Origin of the sequence: Micromonospora sp. CPCC 205539, from assembly GCF_036906815.1 — a bacterium.
In the GTDB taxonomy this organism is placed as follows: Bacteria; Actinomycetota; Actinomycetes; order Mycobacteriales; family Micromonosporaceae; genus Micromonospora.
Map to the genome: position 1 here is coordinate 325,251 of NZ_JBAKHW010000004.1, position 17,279 is coordinate 342,529.

Genomic DNA, 17,279 nt, shown 5'->3' on the forward strand with positions numbered 1-17,279 from the left:
GGATCGCGATCGGCTAGACCCGACGTGGAGAGTGAGCCTGGGCCACCGGGCCCCGTCTCCTCGCTCCGCACCGGGTCTTCGTCTCGCTGTCAATCCTACTGTGCGCGGGAGACAGAACCACCACTCGGCACCCTCAACGAGGCGGCTGAGAAGTCCATAGCCGGCAGAACCATGCTGCCCACGACTCCCCCCACACGCCAGGCTCCGATCGCACGCGCCGCCGCCCAACGGGTGAACCCGCAGTCGGGCGGGTCGGGGGTCGCGGCCAGACCGCCCGTGCCGTACGTTTGCGGCGCCCCGGAAGCGGCCTTGATCTTTGTCGGCCAAAACCGGACGATCGACCCGATCGAACCGACACGTGCTCTCTAAGAGGTGACAGATGGGGCTGGACAACGTCGCGGTGCACTGGCCGCGGACCGGCCGCTTCTACGATCCGGTCGCGCCGGCCGAGTTCGTCGACTTCGGCGACATCGTCGATCTGCCGCGAATCTCGGCACCGACCGCCGCGCTGGCCGAACTGATCGCGAAGACCGGCACGGTCCGGGCGACCGCGTACACCGAACTGGTGGATCTGCTGCTGGGCCTCGAAGGTGTGTTGTACGCCACAGACGCCGCAGCCGAGGACGAGGACCCGGTGATCGACCCGGACGGCTGCGCCTGGGTCGCCGGCGGCATCGAGCGGTTCGTGGCGGGTCACCGCCCGCACGGCGAGGCGGTCACGTTCGAGTCGGTGAGCGAGGTGCTGCGTTCGCTGCTCGGCGACGGGCGGTTGGCCGAGCAGCAGCTGCGCTGGCTGGAGAGCCGTCTGGACGCGCTGCGCGACGAGAGCGGCGATCCCCCGCAGTGGAACTTCACCTGCGCCGAGTTGGGCGTGCTGGCCGCGTTCTACCGGCGCTGCGCCGAACGCGGCTTCGCCGTCTACGCCGACGCCTGATCGGCCGCCGCCCCGGGGTCCGGGGCGGCTCGGCCACCGTCCCCGGGGCGATTTGCCGCAGCGATCACCTGGGTCAGCACCATGTGCAGATGTTGCAGGTCCTCGATCGGCAGCCCGAGCCGTTGCACGATCGCGGCCGGGATCCGCTCGGCCTGGCTGCGCAGCGCCGCCCCGCTCGCGGTGAGCGTGACGGCGAGGCTGCGCTCGTCGGTGGAGTCGCGCTCGCGGCGCAGATAGCCGGCCGCCTCGAGCCGCTTGAGGAGAGGTGACAGCGTGCCCGGGTCGAGCTGCAGCAGACGGCTGAGGTCGCGGCCAGACAGCGGTGCGTGCTGCCAGAGAGCCAGCATGACCAGGTACTGCGGATGGGTCAGCCCCATCGGCTCCAGCAGCGGCCGGTAGACGGCCACGACGCTGCGCGCCGCCACGGACAGGGCGAAGCAGACCTGTTGCTCCAGCGCCAGCGGGTCGACGCCGGTCGGTCGTTCGCTCATCGGTTGCCCTCCCCAAGCACGATGGCTATGGTACCGATCGTTGGTGCACAAATCATTGGTACACCAATTGTCTGCCCTGAGCAGCGGGTAGAGCGACGGCGTGCAGGGAAGGGCGGCAGAGATGAGCGACGACGACGCGGCCACCAGGGCCCCGGGCGAGGGCGGCCGATTCATGCGTTGGGCCTACCGGCACCTGGCCGGCCCGGCCGACGTCCAGGGAGCGGTGCAGGGCGGCTCGACCATGGCCCGCGAGCTGTGGAAGCGCGACCTGGCCGAGCGCAAGCGCTACAGCCAGGAACAGCGCGAACGGAAGCGGGCCACCCGGGGGACCGGCCGGCCGAGTTGAGCCCGCCGCTCAGCCGTAGGTGTCCCGTGGGCCACGGCCGCGCACCCGACGTGGCCCCTTCGACCACGACGGCGCGGCCGGGCCGTGGATGTGCAGCTTACGCACCACGTTGTGACCGACCTCGCGGCCGATCTGCTGGAGCAGCGACCCGGCGAGCAGCCGCAGCTGCGTCGCCCAGGCGGTCGAGCGGGCCTCAACGGTCAGCTCGCCGTTCTCCAGCTTGACCGGCCGGCTGTGCTGGGCGACCTCCGCACCGACCACCCGCTCCCAGGCGCCGAACACCGTCGCCTCAGCCGCCGGCTGCTGCCACCCCCGTGCCTTCATGAGCCGGTTCAGCACCGCGCCGAGCGGCTGCGGGTCGCGCGGGTCCGGTCCCGGGCCCGAGTAGCCACGCAGCCGCCGCCCCGAGCCGCCGGCACCGTCGCCATTCCCGCCACCCCCGGGGGTACGCCGGGTGCGGGCCGCCGCCTGGCGCCGGGACAGCGCCGCGTCGAGCACCGCCCGAGCCAGCTCCGGGCCGGTGGCGGCCTCCGCCTTCCCGTCGCCGCTCGCCGGGGTGGCCGTTCCCGGGGTACGCGCGGCCGGGTCTGGCCGATCGCTTCGTTGCTCATTCGACACGGCGTACCGTCCCCTCGCCCACCTGGTAGCGCGCGCCGCGCAGAGCCGCCGGCACGTCGTCGTCCACCGCGCAGGTGACCAGCAGCTGGCTCGCCCCACCGACCAACTCCGCCAGCCGTTCCCGGCGGCCCGTGTCCAGCTCGGCGAACACGTCGTCGAGCACCAGCACCGGCTCGATCCCGTCGGCGCGCAGCAGGTCGTACCCGGCCAGTCGCAGCGCGAGCGCGAACGACCACGACTCGCCGTGGCTCGCGTACCCCTTCGCGGGCAGCGGGCCGAGGGACAGCGCCAGCTCGTCGCGGTGCGGGCCGACCAGGGTGGTGCCACGGTCGATCTCGGCGGAGCGCGACTCGGCGAGAGCGGTGGTCAGCGCGTCGGCCAACGCGGCCCGGTCCGTGGTCGGCTCGGCCAATTCGATCGAGGGCCGGTAGACGATCCCCGCCGCGCCCCGGCCGGCCGCCACCGCGTCGTACGCCTTCGCCACGTGCGGAGTCAACGCGGCCACCAGCTCCAGCCGACCGGCGAGCAGCTCCGCGCCGTGCCGGGCCAGGTGGGTGTCCCAGACGGCGAGGGTGCCGAGGTCGCCGCCCCGGGATCCGCCGGTCTTGCGGGCCAGGTACGCGGTCCGTAGAAGGGCGTTGCGCTGCTTGACCACCCGCTCGTAGTCGGCCCGCACACCGGCGTACCGGGGCTGCCGGTTGACCAGCAGGTCGTCCAGGTAGCGGCGGCGCTCGGACGGGTCACCCCGGACCAGCTCCAGGTCCTCCGGCGCAAAGAGCACCAGCCGCAGGGCGCCGAGCACGTCCCGGGCCCGTCGCGCCGGTGAACGGCCCAGCCGGGCCCGGTTGGCCTTGCCGGGCACGATCTCCAGCTCGACCAGGAGCTCCCGACCGTCGTGGGTCACCGCACAACGGATCACCGCCGAGCCGGCGCCCATCCGGACCAGGGGGGCGTCCGTGGCGACCCGGTGCGAATCCAGGGTCGCCACGTAGCCCAGCGCCTCGACGAGGTTGGTCTTGCCGACGCCGTTGGCGCCGATCAGGACGTTCGCCCCCGGCTGGAGATCGACGGCGACCCGCTCGTACGAGCGAAAGTCGATCAGTTCCAGCCGGTGGACGTACACAGGTTGTGGATACCGCTCAGCGCTTGTGGACGGCGTGGCCACCGAACTGCTGGCGCAGCGCGGCGACGGCCTTCATGGCGGGCGAGTCGTCCTGCCGGGAGTTGAACCGGGCGAACAGCGAGGCGGTGATGACGTTCAACGGCACGGCCAGCCGGACCGCCTCGTCGACCGTCCACCGGCCCTCGCCGGTGTCCTCGGTGTAACCGCTCAGCTCGGCCAGCTCCGGGTCCTCGTCGAGCGCCCGGTCCAGCAGGTCGAGCAGCCAGGAGCGGACCACGGTGCCCTCCCGCCAGGACTTGAACACGCCCGGCACGTTGGTCACCAGCTCGGACGCGGCCAGCAGCTCGTAGCCCTCGGCGTAGGCGTGCATCAGGCCGTACTCGATGCCGTTGTGCACCATCTTGGAGTAGTGCCCGGCGCCGACCGGCCCGGCGTGCACGAAGCCGAACTCGCCCTCCGGCTTGAGCGCGTCGAAGATCGGCATGAGCCGGTCGACGTGCTCCTGGGCCCCGCCGACCATCAGCGCGTAGCCGTTCTGCCGGCCCCAGACACCACCGGAGACGCCGACGTCCAGGTAGCCGATGCCGCGCTCGTGCAGCCGCTCGGCCCGCGGGGCGTCGTCGCTGAACCGCGAGTTGCCGCCGTCGATGATGATGTCGCCCTCGCCGAGCACCGCGGCGAGCTCGTCGATGGTGGCGTCGGTGACGCCGGCGGGCACCATGACCCAGACCGCCCGCGGTGACTCGAGCTTCTCGGCGAGCCCAGCGAGGGTTGCGACGTCACTCAGCTGCGCGTTGTGGTCGAAACCGACCACCTCGTGGCCGGCGGCGCGCAACCGCTCCCGCATGTTGCCGCCCATCCGGCCGAGTCCTACAAGGCCGAGCTGCATGTGTTCCTACCTCCGTGGATCTGGTGTTGCTGGGCGCGATCAGCGAGACACGCGGATCGGCATGATGAGGTACCGGTACCCCGGGACGACCTCGCCATCCGGGCCGGCGGGCGAAATCACCGCGGGCTTGAAGGCGTCGACGAACGAGAGCACAGCGGTCTGCGCGCCCAGGTTGGCCAGGCCATCGATGAGGTACTGCGGGTTGAAGCCGATGGTCAGCGCGTCGCCGGTGAACGTGGCCTCCATCGCCTCGCTGGCCCGGGCCTCCTCGGAGCCACCGGCCTCGACCACCAGCCCGTCGGCGCTGAAGCTGAGTAGCACCGGCGTGGTGCGCTCGGCGACCAGCGCGACCCGCTTGACCACCTCGATCAGGGTGCTGACCGGCACCCGGGCCTCGGCGTTGTGGCTGGCCGGGAAGAGCGACCGCACCGGCGGGTAGTTGGCCCCGTCGAGCAGTCGGCTGGTGGTGCGCCGGGTGCCGCCGGCAAGGCCGACCATGCCCTCACCCGCGGCACCCTGCGCGAGGGCGAGGGTGACCTCGCCGCCCAGCGGGCCGAGCGCCTTGGCGGTGTCGTTCAGGGTGCGGGCCGGCACCAGGGCGTTGAAGCTCACCTCGGGGTCGTCCGGCCGCCACTGGATCTCGCGCAGCGCCAGCCGGTAGCGGTCGGTGGCCAGCATGGACAGGGTGCTGCCGGCGAGCTCGACACGGACGCCGGTCATCATCGGCAGCGTCTCGTCGCGGCCGGCGGCGATGGCCACCTGGGCGACGGCGGTGGCGAACGCCGCGGCGTCGACAGTGCCGGCGCTCTGCGGCATCTCGGGCAGCGCGGGGTAATCCTCCACCGGCATGGTGGGCAGGGTGAACCGGGCGCTGCCACAGACCAGCTCGAGGTGGGCGCCGACCGCGGCGATGTCCACCGGCTTGGCCGGCAGCGCCTTGGTGATCTCGGCGAGCAGGCGGCCGGAGACCAGCGCGGCGCCGTCGGCGTCACCCTGCACCTCGACGGTGACCTGGCTGGAGACCTCGTAGTCGAACCCGGACACCCGCAGGTTGCCGTCGGTGACGCGGAGCATCACGCCAGCGAGCACCGGGACGGATGGCCGGCTGGGCAGGCTCTTCGCGGTCCACGCCACGGCCTCGGCGAGCGCGTCGCGCTCCACTCGGAACTTCATCAATGCCTCCGCGTCGACGTCAGCGACAACTCTCTCATGCCGACCGCTGCCTACCGTCCCGCCCGACCGTGCGGGTACCCATCGCACCTTAGGGCGCGGGGGCATCGGCTGTGCGCCCGACCCCATGGAACGTGTCGGTGCTGACGGGTTGGTTCGGCAGCGTTCGGCCCGATCCACAGAAAGCCCAACGGTGATGATTGGTTTTTGTTCTCTTAGAAGAGATAACTCATCGTCTTCATCGCACCTGTGCAAACTGTGGAGAACTCGAGTTCGCGCAGCTCAGACAGGTTATCCACCGGTGATTTGGCTGTGGAGAACCGGGGGTACAAGTGCCTTGTTCGTCCACAGCCCGGCCGAGACCGCCGGTTGTCCACCGTTGTCCACCGGTTGTCCACCGGTAATCCACCGACTTTCTCCCCATGCCTGTGGATGACGGGGAAGATCACCATTGCCGTCATCCCCAGAACCTTCAACAGGTCGTGCACAGGTCGATCGACGTCTGGGGATAACCGTGTCGTTGTCCCCAGGCGTCCACAGCGTCGTACACAGGGTTTGTCCACAACCTGTGGGTAACCATCGAGGAGCGGACCGTAGTTATCCACCGCCGGTGGACAACGAGGTGTGGACAACGAGTGGGCAGCGAAGCGGACACGGCGTCGATGCTGTGGCCTAAACCATGTCGAGGGTCAAGCCAGCGAGCCCGCAGGAGACAAAAAACAACGCCCGACCGGGGATCCGGCCGGGCGTGTCCCGGGTACGCGTGCCGTTCGCGGCGGTCCGCGTACGCCTCAGGTGTTCTGCTTGATCCGGTTGGTCAGCTCGGCGATCTGGTTGTAGAGCGAGCGCCGCTCGGCCATCTGCTGGCGGATCTTACGGTCGGCGTGCATCACCGTGGTGTGGTCCCGGCCCCCGAATGCCTGGCCGATCCGGGGCAGCGACAACTCGGTCAGCTCCCGGCAGAGATACATGGCCACCTGACGGGCGTTCACCAGCACCCGCGAGCGCGACTGGCCGCGAAGGTCCTCCAGGCTCACCCCGAAGTAGTCAGCGGTCGACGCCATGATCTGGTCCGCGTTGATCTCCGGCCCGGCGCCGTCGGGCATGAAGTCCCGGAGCACCTCCTCCGCCAGCGACAGCTCGACGGTCGACCGGGTAAGGCTCGCGAACGCCGTCACCCGGATCAGCGCGCCCTCCAGTTCCCGGATCGAGTTCGACACCCGGGAGGCGATGAACTCCAACACGTCCGGCGGGGCGTACATCCGCTCCTGCGCCGCCTTCTTCTGCAGGATCGCGATCCGCGTCTCCAGGTCCGGCGGCTGGATGTCGGCCAGCAGCCCCCACTCGAACCGGGTGCGCATCCGGTCCTCCAGGGTGGCGAGCTGGCGCGGCGACCGGTCGGAGGTGATCACGATCTGCTTGTTGGCGTTGTGCAGGGTGTTGAAGGTGTGGAAGAACTCCTCCTGGGTGCGCTCGCGGTTCTCCAGGAACTGGATGTCGTCGATCAGCAGGATGTCGACGTCGCGGTAGCGCCGCTGGAACGCGCTGGTCTTGTCGTCCCGGAGCGAGTTGATGAAGTCGTTGGTGAATTCCTCGGTCGAGACGTACCGCACCGACCGGGCGTTGCCGAGCGTCGTGGCGTAGTGCCCGATGGCGTGCAGCAGGTGGGTCTTGCCCAGCCCGGAGTGGCCGTAGATGAACAGCGGGTTGTACGCCTTCGCCGGCGACTCCGCCACCGCCACGCTCGCCGCGTGCGCGAACCGGTTCGACGAGCCGATGACGAATGTCTCGAACATGTACTTGGGGTTGAGTCGGTTGCCGCCGGTGTCGGCACCGGGCAGCCGGCGGTCGTCGCGTCCGCCCGCTCGGTGATCCACGCCACTGCGACCCGGGCCGCTGTCGGTCCCGTTGTCCCGAGGTAGCGCACGGATCACGTGCTGGTCGCGCGGCGACGCCACGTCTTCCCGGTAGCGGGGCTCGTAGGGCCGGGTGTCCGGGCCCGGCTCGTTCAGGCGGGCGGCCTGCTCGTCGAAGCCGCGCCGGTCCGGCCCCGGACGCAGCGGCTCCGCGAACGCGGTGCTGAAGAGCGCCTCCTGCCCGTCCCGGCTGGCGGGGATGAGCCCGGACCGGTGGCCGTCGAGGGGCGGCGCGAGGGGCGGGCCGGTGGGTGCCGGCGGCGGGCCCTGCTCCGGTGCCCGCGTCGCGTGCGTCTGCTCGGGGATCATCGCTTCGGACGACGGTCGCCCGGTCAGGTCGTCGTCGAGGAGCCTGGCGGGCACGTCCTCGGCAGGCCCGGGCTCCGGGGCGCTCCGGTAGACGGTGCCGGCCGGTCGGCCCGACGCGTCCTCGGCCACCCGCACCGTGACCGCCACCTGGATCGGCCGGCCGAGTCGTCGGGTGAGCGCCTCGGTGATCGCCGGGCGCAGCCGGGACTCGATCACGTCCCGGGTGAACGCGTCCGGGACGGAGAGCAGGGCGGTGTCCTCGACGATCGCGCGTAGCCGGGTCAGTCGGAGATAGGCGCGCTGCTGTGCGGAAATGATCTCGTCGGCGAGCTCGTCGGTCGCCGCCAACCACACCGCGGCAAGGTCGGTCGTACCGGCCACCGTCGTGCCACCCCCTCGCCTCTGCTCCCGGCCGCCGCTGTGTGCCAGCCGGCCGTCCCGGGCCCGCCGCGTTCGCGGGTGGAACATCACCCACTCAGCCGGCTGGCCAGTGGTCGTCCACAAGTTATCCACAGCCTGTGTACCGACCGATTGTGGCCGTCCGCCGGACTCGGGTGGGACCTGCCCCCTGCCTGATCGGGCGCTGAAGCGGGTTCACCGTGCCGAACGATTCACTGCCTTGTCCGGTCTTGCCCCTCGTGCGACGACCGGAGCTTGGAGATGCTCACCGCAATCGGGCACGGTAACAGCGTTGTCCCTGCGCCATCAACCGGCGACGCGGCGGGCTCGTTGTCGGCATCAGCGAAAAGCGCCCCTTCGGTCCCGGGCGCGTCCCGATGTCCGCCATCGCGGGGTGTTTGACGGTCATTGCCCCCCTGCGTAGGCTGGAGCGGCTGCTCTCTCGTCCTCTGCTAGGGTGATGGGTGCTTGCTGCCTGCGGTCGCATCCCCGCCTCAACGAGGTCCCGCTCCGCCGGGCAGCACTGATCGGGGGCCACCGCCGAGGTGGCCTGGACCACCCCACGACCCCGGCGATCCCGTCGCGCGGGGCGCGTACGAAAACGGAGAGCCTGACGTGAGCAAGCGCACCTACCAGCCGAACAACCGCCGGCGCGCGAAGACCCACGGCTTCCGGCTGCGCATGCGCACCCGTGCCGGCCGTGCCATCCTTTCGAGCCGCCGCGCCAAGGGTCGCACCACCCTGTCGGCCTGAGCCGACCGGGCCGGTCCGGGGGGCGTGGGCAATCGTGCTGACGGCCGCACAGCGACTGCGGCGCAGCACTGACTTCGCCGCAGCGGTCCGCGGTGGCCGACGGGCCGGCCGAGGCGCCGTCGTGGTCCACCTGACCGTGCCAGCGACTCCCGACACCAGCACGCCGACCTCGCCGGAACCGGCGCGGGCCACCGGTGCGGAGGACTCCTCCGCACCGACCCGCGCCGGTTTCGTCGTCTCCAAGGCTGTCGGCAACGCGGTGGTCCGCAACAAGGTCCGGCGTCGACTGCGGGCGCTGGTCCGGGAGCGGCTGGCCGCCCTGCCCGACGGCAGCACCTTGGTCGTCCGGGCGCTGCCCGCGACGGCTGAGGCCTCGTACCCCCGTCTCGCCGCCGACCTGGACGCGGCGATCGCCGTGGCTCAGTCGCCGCGAGGGAGGCGGTCCCGATGAGCAGCGCCCCGCGCCCGACGACAACCGGTGCCAAGGTGCTGATCGCGCCCATCATCGCGTACCGTCGGTGGATAAGTCCGGCACTGCCGGCCCGCTGTCGGTTCTACCCGTCGTGCAGTGCGTACGCCCAGGAGGCGGTAGCCCGGCACGGCGCGCTCCGGGGAGCCATGCTGGCGGTCCGGCGGCTGTTGCGCTGCCACCCCTTTCACCCTGGTGGACATGACCCGGTACCGGAGCCGGGCGGCCGCCGCCGTGCTGATGTGACTGGAGCCCCGAATTGAGTCTGAGTCTCGACTGGATCTACTTCGCGATTTCGTGGATCCTGCTGACCTGGCACTCTGCCTGGGACGCCATCGGAGTGCCCGTCGGCGCGGTGATCGGCACGAACTTCGCCTGGATCCTGTCCATCGTCTTCCTGGTGGTCACCGTCCGGGTGATCCTGTTCCCCGTCTTCGTCAAGCAGATCAAGTCGCAGCGGGCGATGCAGGCGCTCCAGCCCAAGGTCAAGGAGCTTCAGGAGAAGCACAAGGGTGACCGGGAGACGCTCCAGAAAGAAATGATGGAGCTCTACCGGAAGGAAAAGGCCAACCCGCTCATGGGCTGCCTTCCGATGTTCCTTCAGATCCCGGTCTTCCTCGGTCTGTTCCACGTGCTGAAGCGGCTGGACCCTGCCAACCAGGGCAAAGCGAAGTACGGCTGGCTGGTCAGCCAGTTCGAGAGCGCCTCGCAGGCGAAGCTCTTCACGGCCCCGATCGCCGGCAAGTTCGGCTCGACGGCCGACGAGCTGTCCCGCCTCGGCGCCAACGGCACCACGGTCAAAATCATCGCTGGTGTCCTGGTTCTGCTGATGATGGCCACCACCTACCTGACCAGCCGGCAGATGATCCTCAAGACCGGCTGGGCCGAGGACCCGCAGCAGCGGATGATCCAGCGCCTGATGCTCTACGGCATCCCGCTGTCGCTGTTGATCTCCGGCTCGATCTTCCCCATCGGCGTGATCATCTACTGGGTCACCAACAACCTCTTCACCCTCGGCCAGCAGCAGTGGGTGCTGCGGAAGTTCCCCCCGCCGGTGAACGCCACCAAGACCACCACCGCGGCCACCCGCAACCCGGTCCAGCCCGCCAAGTCCGGCGGTCTGTTCGGGCGCGGCAAGTCCGCACCGCAGGTGCCGGTCAAGGCCGCTGAGCCGAAGGTGGCCGCGCCAAAGCCGGGCGCGAAGCCGATGAACCCGAAGAAGAGCCGTCCGGCCAAGCGGCAGGGCTGACCTATCCGGGCCGTCGCCGGGCAACCGGCGGCGGCCCGTTCCGCACCGAGCAGCCGCCGTACGGCCGGCGCCGGACGGAACCGACCGCGCCTGACGCGGCCACGGGCGACACTGCCCGTACAGACGTGCCCGTGGGCACCGGCGACCTCCCGCCGGCCCCGGGAAATCAACGGACCCGACGGTCCGGCCGAGCGAGTACGGAGATGAGACCGTGACCGAGACCAGCATCCCCCGCGCCGAGCAGTCCCTGGACGAGGAGGAGACCGCGCCGCTCGCGGTGGACGGCGACACCGACACCGAGGCCGACGACGACGACACCGAGCCCACCGCCGGCACCCGGGAGAAGAAGACCCCCGGCGAGGGCGACCTGTTCCGGCAGAGTGAGATCGCGGCCGACTACGTGGAGGGGCTGCTCGACATCCTCGACTACGACGGCGACATCGACGAGTTGGTCACGGGCGGCCGGCCGATGGTCGAGGTGGTTGGTGCCCGACTGCAGAACCTGGTCGGGCAGCGCGGGGCCACCCTGGAGGCGCTCCAGGAGCTGACGCGGCTCGCCATCTTCCGGCAGACCGGGTCGCCGAGCCGCCTGCTGCTCGACGTCGGCGGCTACCGGGCCAACCGCCGCAAGGAGCTCGCCGCGGTCGCCAAGAACGCCGTCGAGAAGGTCAAGGAGCACGGCGAGGCGGTCCGGCTGGAGCCGATGTCCGCCTTCGAGCGCAAGTGCGTGCACGACGTGGTCAACGCCATGTCCGGCGTGGAGAGCGAGTCCGAGGGCGTCGAGCCCAATCGGCGCATCATCGTCCGGCCGGCGGACTGACCGGGTGACCGACGACGACACCACGGCTGACGCCGTGACCGGCCCGGGCGGCACGCCGCCCGGGCCGTCCGTTGCCCGGGCCGAACATGCAGACACCGAGGCGACGCGAGACGACGCGGAACGCCGTACCCCGTCCCCGGCCGACGCGGCTCTCCCGGCCGAGCTGGCACCGGCCGCCGCGAGCCTCTTCGGCGACCGACTCGACGTGGCCGCCGCGTACGCCGAGCTGCTCGCCACCGACGGGGTCGTCCGCGGTCTGATCGGCCCACGGGAGGCGCCCCGGATCTGGGACCGGCACCTGCTCAACTGCGCCGCGGTGGCCGAGCGAATCCCGGCGGACGCCACCGTGCTCGACGTCGGCTCCGGTGCCGGCCTGCCCGGTCTCGTCCTGGCCATCGCGCGCCCGGACCTGACCGTCACCCTGATCGAACCGCTCGCCCGGCGGACGTCGTTCCTGATCGAGGTCGTCGAACGACTCGGCCTGACCAGGTCGGTGCGAGTGTTCCGCGGGCGGGCCGACGAGGCGGCCAGCGGGTCGTCCGGCCGGGACCCGATCAGCGGCGACGTGGTCACCTCCCGCGCGGTCGCACCGCTGGACCGACTGGTGGCCTGGAGTCTGCCTCTCACGGTGCGCGGCGGTCGGCTCCTGGCCCTCAAGGGCGCCTCCGCGGCCGAGGAGGTCGACGAGCACGCCGAGGTCGTGGCCCGACTCGGTGGCGGCCAGCCGGCAGTGCACCTCTGCGGCGTCGGGGTGATCGATCCGCCCACCACCGTCGTGGAGATCGTCCGCGAGCGGATGGTCGGTCCGGCCCGACCGGCGGCGAGCAAGCGATCCCGGGCCGGGCGTTCACGCCGCCGCTGACGCTTCCCGCTATCGGGCGTCCGGCTGGTGGGTTGCCTCGTTGTACCGGTGCGGATGGAACGAGCGGATGAGAACCCGACGTGGACCGGTTGCGCCCGTCCGCCGTAGGCTGATCCGCGCGTCGATAGTGTGGAGCGGCCGGCGGACGTCGCGGGTCTTCGACCGCTCCCGAGGGGCCGTACGCTCCGGGTTGCGAGCGCGGGTGCGGCCAAGGTGACCGGGGCGCGGACCGACCATCCGAAGCGGGCAGGGATGACAGGTGCATGACGACAGCAGGTACGACGATCCACGCGTGACCGGTTCACCCAACGACCCGGTTTCACGTGAAACCGACTACCCCAGTTGGTCGCCCGGCGTTCCCGGGCCCTCGACCAGACCGCCGGGCGACGATCCGGCGGTTGCACGTGACGAACCGTCCGGGCCGGAGGCCGTCGAGTCGACTGCCGCCCGGCGAGGGGCCGACGGCCTGACCCGACCGGTCAACGCCGCCGAGACGCGAGTGGCCTCGGGTCGGCGGAACACGTCCGCGGCGGTCCGGTTCGAGTCGGCAGTCCCGAGCCAACCCACGGCGGCGATGGCTCGAGACGCCGCTCCGATGGTTGCCGCCGCGCCAGTCGCGTCGGCCGAGTCGCTGGCCGCCGTGGCGGCAGATCCCACGTACGTTTCACGTGAAACCCCGACGCGCGAAGAGGATGACCCACCGTTGGCTATGGAGGCGATGCGCGCCGTGCAGATCCTGAATCCCAGTGGCGAGGTGAGCATGCCTCGGCCGGACCGGACCCGGGTCATGTGCGTCGCGAACCAGAAGGGCGGCGTGGGTAAGACCACGACCACGGTCAACCTGGCAGTGGCGCTGGCCCTGCACGGCAACCGGGTGCTCGTGGTCGACCTCGACCCACAGGGCAACGCCTCGACCGGGCTCAACGTCCCACACCACACCGGCATCCCAGACGTCTACGACTGCCTGATCAACAGCGTGCCGCTGGCCGAGGTGGCACAGGCGGTCGAAGGCATCCCCAACCTGTGGTGCGTTCCCGCCACGATCGACCTCGCCGGCGCGGAGATCGAGTTGGTGTCGGTGGTGGCGCGGGAGTCGCGCCTCGACCGGGCCATCGCCGCCTACCCGGGAGAGTTCGACTACGTCTTCATCGACTGCCCGCCCTCGCTCGGCCTGCTCACGGTCAACGCGCTGGTCGCCGCGCAGGAGGTGCTGATCCCGATTCAGTGCGAGTACTACGCGCTGGAAGGGCTCAACCAGCTGATCAACAACATCAACCTGGTACGACAGCACCTCAACCCCAGGCTCGACGTCTCCACCATCCTGCTGACGATGTACGACCGCCGTACCCGGCTGGCGGACGCCGTCGAGCAGGACGTCCGGAACCACTTCGGCGACAAGGTTCTCCAGGCGGTCATCCCCCGCAACGTCCGGGTCTCCGAAGCGCCTAGCTACGGCCAGTCGGTGATGACCTACGATCCCGGTTCGCGGGGTGCCACGAGTTATTTCGAGGCCGCCCAGGAAATTGCCGAGCGAGGCGTCAAGGAGCCGGTGGGCCGGAATGCGTAGTGCGGACGAGTTGGCGGCTGGGAGGCCTGGCATGAAGAACCGTCCTCGGGGCGGTCTGGGGCGAGGCCTGGGTGCCCTCATCCCGACCGGGCCGGCGCCGAGCACCGACCCCGTGCCGGCCGAGTCCGCGAACGGGCCCATCGCGAACGAGGTGGCCGAGACGGCGGCGGCAGCGCCCGCCAACGCACCGGTCGAGCCGGAGTCGACGCTCAGCCCGGTGCCGGGGGCCCGGTTCGCCGAGATCCCGGTCGACGCGATCATCCCGAATCCGAAGCAGCCCCGCCAGGTCTTCGACGAGGAGGCCCTGGAGGAGCTGAAGACCTCCATCCAGGAGGTCGGCTTCCTCCAGCCGATCGTCGTGCGACAGCTCGACGACGAGAAGTACGAGCTCGTGATGGGCGAGCGGCGCTGGCGGGCCGCTCAGGCGGTGGGACGGGAGAACATTCCGGCGATCGTCCGAGACACCCGCGACGACGCCATGCTCCGTGATGCGCTCCTCGAGAACATCCACCGGGCCAACCTGAACCCGCTGGAGGAGGCAGCCGCGTACCAGCAGCTGCTGGAGGAGTTTGGTGCCACTCATGAGGAGCTGGCTCGCCGGATCGGTCGTAGCCGGCCACAGATCTCCAACACCATTCGGCTCCTCAACCTCCCGGCGCAGGTGCAGCGGCGAGTCGCCGCGGGCATCCTCTCGGCGGGCCACGCGCGCGCTCTCCTGAGCCTCGACGAGGCCGAGGCCCAGGAGCAGTTGGCACTGCGGATCGTGGCCGAGGGTCTGTCGGTGCGCGCCACCGAGGAGATCGTGGCCCTGGCACTGAACGACGGACCGGCCAAGGGCCAGGCAGCGAAGCGGCGGCCGAAGCCGCACGCACCCGCCCTGACCGACCTCGCCGATCGACTGTCGGACCGGTTCGATACCCGGGTGAAGGTCGACATCGGCCGGAGCAAGGGCAAGATCACGATCGAGTTCGCGACGGTGGACGACCTGGAGCGGATCGTCGGCATCATCGGAGTGCAGCAGGAGGGGACCGAAGGCTGACCCGCCTCGACTCCGCTCTGCGGCCGCGCACCTCTCGGGGTGCGCGGCCGAGCTGTATCTGGCCGCGTTCTCTGGCCCCGGTTTCACGTGAAACAGAGGGTCCGTGCCCCCCGGGCTCGACAGCCGGCAAGCTGCGGTTGGCGGTCAGGTCGAGCCGGATCTGTTTCACGTGAAACGAGCGCACCCCCTCTCGGCCGAGTGGTCAAGAAGCGGGGTCATTCCACCGGGTCGAGGAGCAGGCGCACGCGCGCCGCTCAGAGGCTCGCTGCCGCCCCGCGACGTGAGTCTGGTACTGACGGGTGGGGCAGGAGCATTCTGCGAACTAGATCGTCGCCGTAGCGTGTGAGCCGACGCTCTGCCTGACGGGCCACTCGGACGAAGCTGGTACGGCCCTGATGTAGTACGTGCGGCCGGCGACCCGCGCCCGCGCAGCCTCGGTGACCCACGCTCTTTCCGTCGCCTCGGCCGCCCGTGCCCGCGATCTCCTTGCGATCGATCCGACTGGGCTCCGGCCATCCGACTTTCTCGCCGGGTGCAGGCCAAATCTCCTCGCACCATCCTGGTTGTTGTTGCCTACGGCCCCAACGGGGAAACAGCGCCGTGGAAGTTGCACCGTCCCGCCGAGCCGAGCTGATCCGGCGGGTTCCACCGCGTCGGTGGAGCAGTCCGGCTAGATGGTTGATCGCGTTTTCGAGCCCAGGGCAACCGCCGAGACTCAAGGCCGGCCTGACCACCGCCCGACGCGTCCGAGCGAGGCTGCGCTGAACGACTCAGGGCTCGAAAAGTTATCCACACCGGTTGTCCACAGGCACCCCCTGTTTCACGTGAAACGCCGCGTGAGAGCGGGTGCCAGCCTGTGGATGACGGGGTGTGTTCAGGATCTCGGCAGCCTGTGGATATCGCTCGATCGCGCATCACTGATCGGCGTATCGATCGACGGTCAACGTTGATCCAGCGGGCGTGGACGGAGGTAAACCAGGTAGGGACAGCGGTGCCAGACTCGGTTAGGGTCAGCGTCGTGCACGACACCCCTCCCTCAGTCCCGGACTTCACCCAGTGGCCCTCGTTTCCCTTCGAGGGTGACCTCCGCGTGAAGCAACTCGAAGATCCGGTCCCGGTCGAACCGCCACGGAAGGGCGAGGGTCTCCGGGAATGCACCGCCTGCAACGCACCCGACGACGCCTACATCTGGGTGGGAGAGCGGTGGCGGGTACGCGCCATGGACCGGCCCACCGGTCTGCCCATGGTGCTCATCCTGGAATCCCGCAGCCACCTCGACCTGGGCGACCTGCCGAACCTGCTCGCCGCCGAGCTGGGCGTGATGACCGTACGTCTGGAACGGGCCATCCGCTCACTGGACGGCGTCGCCCGAGTGCACGTCAACCGGTGGGGTGACGGCTCCGCCCACCTGCACATGTGGTTCCTCGCCCGGCCGTACGGCCGACTGCAACTGCGGGGCACCTTCCTGTCGCTGTGGGACTCGATCCTGCCGCCGATCTCCGAGGCACAGTGGCGGGAGAATCTGGCGCTCGTCGCCGCCTGGCTCGCCGAGTTCGGTGGCCGGCCGCTCGCCGAGCCGCCTCGTATCCAGTGGCAGGCGCCGTCCAGCCTCCTGGCTCAGTCGGCTGCGGCGCACGCGGCCGCCGCCGCCGAGGAGGAGGCCGTCTCGGTCATCGAGGCCGCCGAGGAGATCCCGGAGCCGACGACCGACTCCGATCTGCGTGCGCACAGCGACACCGCTCCGGGTGCCGCAGCAGACCCCGCGGACGACGACGCCGTCGCCGCGGATCCGGCAAATACGTCCACCGCCATCGAGCCGGCGGTCGAGCCCCGTGCCCGATCAGCCTCCGGCTCCAGCCCGGAGCCAGACCTCACCGCCGTGGGCCACAGTGCCTCCACGGCTGCCACGGCCGACGCCCCACCCACTGGCGCCGACAACGGGCCCGGCGCCGAGACCAGGCCCAGTGCCGAAACCAGTCCCGGCTCCGATGACAGGCCCGCTGGTGGCGACAGGCCCGTTGGTGGCGACAGGCCCGGCGGCGACGGCAGGCCAGGCTTTGCCAAGCGGCTCGCTGGCGACGACAGGCCCGGCTCCGATGACAGGCCCGCTGGTGGCGACAGGCCCGCTGGCGCGGACAGACCTGATGGCGCGGACACCAGGCCCGGTGACGAAAGCCGGCCCGATGGCCCGGGCAGGCCCGGTGACGACGGGCCGGGTGGCGGCACTACGACCAACGACGTCCGCACCACCCGCTGAGGCAGATGTGGACACGAGTTGGCGGTGTCACGCGCTGCGCCGCTGCCGCCAACTCGTGGCCGAGAGCT

At 70.6% G+C, this 17,279-nt stretch carries 17 protein-coding genes; 11 read left to right on the forward strand and 6 right to left on the reverse strand.

Annotated features, from left to right (window positions below):
• The first annotated feature begins 379 nt into the window (after window positions 1–379).
• Window positions 380–934, forward strand: a complete 555-nt coding sequence (locus V6V47_RS05855; RefSeq protein ID WP_334626929.1) for a hypothetical protein — start codon at window positions 380–382, stop codon at window positions 932–934.
• Here the strand turns inward: V6V47_RS05855 and V6V47_RS05860 are convergent.
• On the reverse strand, window positions 919–1,425 hold the full coding sequence (locus V6V47_RS05860; RefSeq protein WP_334626930.1) for a MarR family winged helix-turn-helix transcriptional regulator: 507 nt from the start codon (window positions 1,423–1,425) through the stop codon (window positions 919–921). The genes V6V47_RS05855 and V6V47_RS05860 overlap by 16 nt on opposite strands.
• A 121-nt stretch (window positions 1,426–1,546) precedes the next feature.
• Between V6V47_RS05860 and V6V47_RS05865 the strand changes: the two genes are divergently transcribed.
• Window positions 1,547–1,771 carry a hypothetical protein gene (locus V6V47_RS05865; RefSeq protein WP_334626931.1) on the forward strand — a complete coding sequence of 75 codons (225 nt, stop codon included), beginning with the start codon at window positions 1,547–1,549 and terminating at the stop codon, window positions 1,769–1,771.
• Window positions 1,772–1,780: 9 nt separating this feature from the next.
• Here V6V47_RS05865 and V6V47_RS05870 read toward each other — a convergent pair whose 3' ends face one another.
• The 5 genes from V6V47_RS05870 to dnaA form a co-directional block, all read right to left on the reverse strand.
• Window positions 1,781–2,389: a DUF721 domain-containing protein gene (locus V6V47_RS05870; protein ID WP_334626932.1), complete on the reverse strand. Its 609-nt coding sequence runs from the start codon at window positions 2,387–2,389 to the stop codon at window positions 1,781–1,783.
• Window positions 2,379–3,512, reverse strand: a complete 1,134-nt coding sequence (recF, locus tag V6V47_RS05875) for a DNA replication/repair protein RecF (RefSeq protein WP_334626933.1) — start codon at window positions 3,510–3,512, stop codon at window positions 2,379–2,381. Before recF ends, V6V47_RS05870 begins: the two co-directional genes overlap by 11 nt.
• Before the next feature lie 16 nt (window positions 3,513–3,528).
• Window positions 3,529–4,401 carry a phosphogluconate dehydrogenase (NAD(+)-dependent, decarboxylating) gene (gene gnd, locus V6V47_RS05880; RefSeq protein ID WP_334626934.1) on the reverse strand — a complete coding sequence of 291 codons (873 nt, stop codon included), beginning with the start codon at window positions 4,399–4,401 and terminating at the stop codon, window positions 3,529–3,531.
• Window positions 4,402–4,440: 39 nt separating this feature from the next.
• Window positions 4,441–5,574: a DNA polymerase III subunit beta gene (gene dnaN / locus V6V47_RS05885; RefSeq protein ID WP_334626935.1), complete on the reverse strand. Its 1,134-nt coding sequence runs from the start codon at window positions 5,572–5,574 to the stop codon at window positions 4,441–4,443.
• Between the two features lie 788 nt (window positions 5,575–6,362).
• The gene (gene dnaA / locus V6V47_RS05890) at window positions 6,363–8,264 is read right to left on the reverse strand and encodes a chromosomal replication initiator protein DnaA (RefSeq protein WP_442934187.1); all 1,902 of its coding nucleotides are present in this window, start codon (window positions 8,262–8,264) and stop codon (window positions 6,363–6,365) included.
• 546 nt (window positions 8,265–8,810) lie between these two features.
• On the opposite strand from dnaA, the gene rpmH reads away from it, so the two are divergent.
• The 9 genes from rpmH to V6V47_RS32675 all read left to right on the forward strand — a co-directional run bounded on the left by rpmH (window position 8,811) and on the right by V6V47_RS32675 (window position 17,211).
• On the forward strand, window positions 8,811–8,948 hold the full coding sequence (rpmH, locus tag V6V47_RS05895) for a 50S ribosomal protein L34 (protein WP_007453904.1): 138 nt from the start codon (window positions 8,811–8,813) through the stop codon (window positions 8,946–8,948).
• A gap of 34 nt (window positions 8,949–8,982) precedes the next feature.
• Window positions 8,983–9,399 carry a ribonuclease P protein component gene (rnpA, locus tag V6V47_RS05900; protein ID WP_334626937.1) on the forward strand — a complete coding sequence of 139 codons (417 nt, stop codon included), beginning with the start codon at window positions 8,983–8,985 and terminating at the stop codon, window positions 9,397–9,399.
• A complete protein-coding gene (gene yidD / locus V6V47_RS05905; protein WP_334626938.1) occupies window positions 9,396–9,680 on the forward strand; it encodes a membrane protein insertion efficiency factor YidD in 285 nt (94 codons plus the stop codon). Before rnpA ends, yidD begins: the two co-directional genes overlap by 4 nt.
• Window positions 9,681–9,682: 2 nt before the next feature.
• Window positions 9,683–10,666: a membrane protein insertase YidC gene (gene yidC, locus V6V47_RS05910; RefSeq protein WP_334627077.1), complete on the forward strand. Its 984-nt coding sequence runs from the start codon at window positions 9,683–9,685 to the stop codon at window positions 10,664–10,666.
• Between the two features lie 211 nt (window positions 10,667–10,877).
• Window positions 10,878–11,486, forward strand: a complete 609-nt coding sequence (locus V6V47_RS05915; protein WP_334626939.1) for a Jag family protein — start codon at window positions 10,878–10,880, stop codon at window positions 11,484–11,486.
• Between the two features lie 163 nt (window positions 11,487–11,649).
• Window positions 11,650–12,348 carry a 16S rRNA (guanine(527)-N(7))-methyltransferase RsmG gene (rsmG, locus tag V6V47_RS05920; RefSeq protein ID WP_334627078.1) on the forward strand — a complete coding sequence of 233 codons (699 nt, stop codon included), beginning with the start codon at window positions 11,650–11,652 and terminating at the stop codon, window positions 12,346–12,348.
• Window positions 12,349–12,943: 595 nt separating this feature from the next.
• On the forward strand, window positions 12,944–13,915 hold the full coding sequence (locus V6V47_RS05925; RefSeq protein WP_442934192.1) for a ParA family protein: 972 nt from the start codon (window positions 12,944–12,946) through the stop codon (window positions 13,913–13,915).
• Window positions 13,916–13,946: 31 nt separating this feature from the next.
• Window positions 13,947–14,954, forward strand: a complete 1,008-nt coding sequence (locus tag V6V47_RS05930; protein WP_334626941.1) for a ParB/RepB/Spo0J family partition protein — start codon at window positions 13,947–13,949, stop codon at window positions 14,952–14,954.
• A 1,243-nt stretch (window positions 14,955–16,197) separates the two neighbouring features.
• The gene (locus V6V47_RS32675) at window positions 16,198–17,211 is read left to right on the forward strand and encodes a hypothetical protein (RefSeq protein ID WP_442934193.1); all 1,014 of its coding nucleotides are present in this window, start codon (window positions 16,198–16,200) and stop codon (window positions 17,209–17,211) included.
• Window positions 17,212–17,279: the final 68 nt, after the last annotated feature.

Excerpts from the sequence above, each read along its gene's own strand:
- V6V47_RS05855 (WP_334626929.1), top strand. The coding sequence starts at position 380 with ATGGGGCTGGACAACGTCGCGGTGCACTGGCCGCGGACCGGCCGCTTC.
- V6V47_RS05860 (WP_334626930.1), bottom strand. The coding sequence starts at position 1,425 with ATGAGCGAACGACCGACCGGCGTCGACCCGCTGGCGCTGGAGCAACAG.
- V6V47_RS05865 (WP_334626931.1), top strand. The coding sequence starts at position 1,547 with ATGAGCGACGACGACGCGGCCACCAGGGCCCCGGGCGAGGGCGGCCGA.
- gnd (WP_334626934.1), bottom strand. The coding sequence starts at position 4,401 with ATGCAGCTCGGCCTTGTAGGACTCGGCCGGATGGGCGGCAACATGCGG.
- dnaN (WP_334626935.1), bottom strand. The coding sequence starts at position 5,574 with ATGAAGTTCCGAGTGGAGCGCGACGCGCTCGCCGAGGCCGTGGCGTGG.
- dnaA (WP_442934187.1), bottom strand. The coding sequence starts at position 8,264 with ATGTTCCACCCGCGAACGCGGCGGGCCCGGGACGGCCGGCTGGCACAC.
- yidD (WP_334626938.1), top strand. The coding sequence starts at position 9,396 with ATGAGCAGCGCCCCGCGCCCGACGACAACCGGTGCCAAGGTGCTGATC.
- V6V47_RS05925 (WP_442934192.1), top strand. The coding sequence starts at position 12,944 with ATGGTTGCCGCCGCGCCAGTCGCGTCGGCCGAGTCGCTGGCCGCCGTG.
- V6V47_RS05930 (WP_334626941.1), top strand. The coding sequence starts at position 13,947 with ATGAAGAACCGTCCTCGGGGCGGTCTGGGGCGAGGCCTGGGTGCCCTC.
- V6V47_RS32675 (WP_442934193.1), top strand. The coding sequence starts at position 16,198 with ATGGTGCTCATCCTGGAATCCCGCAGCCACCTCGACCTGGGCGACCTG.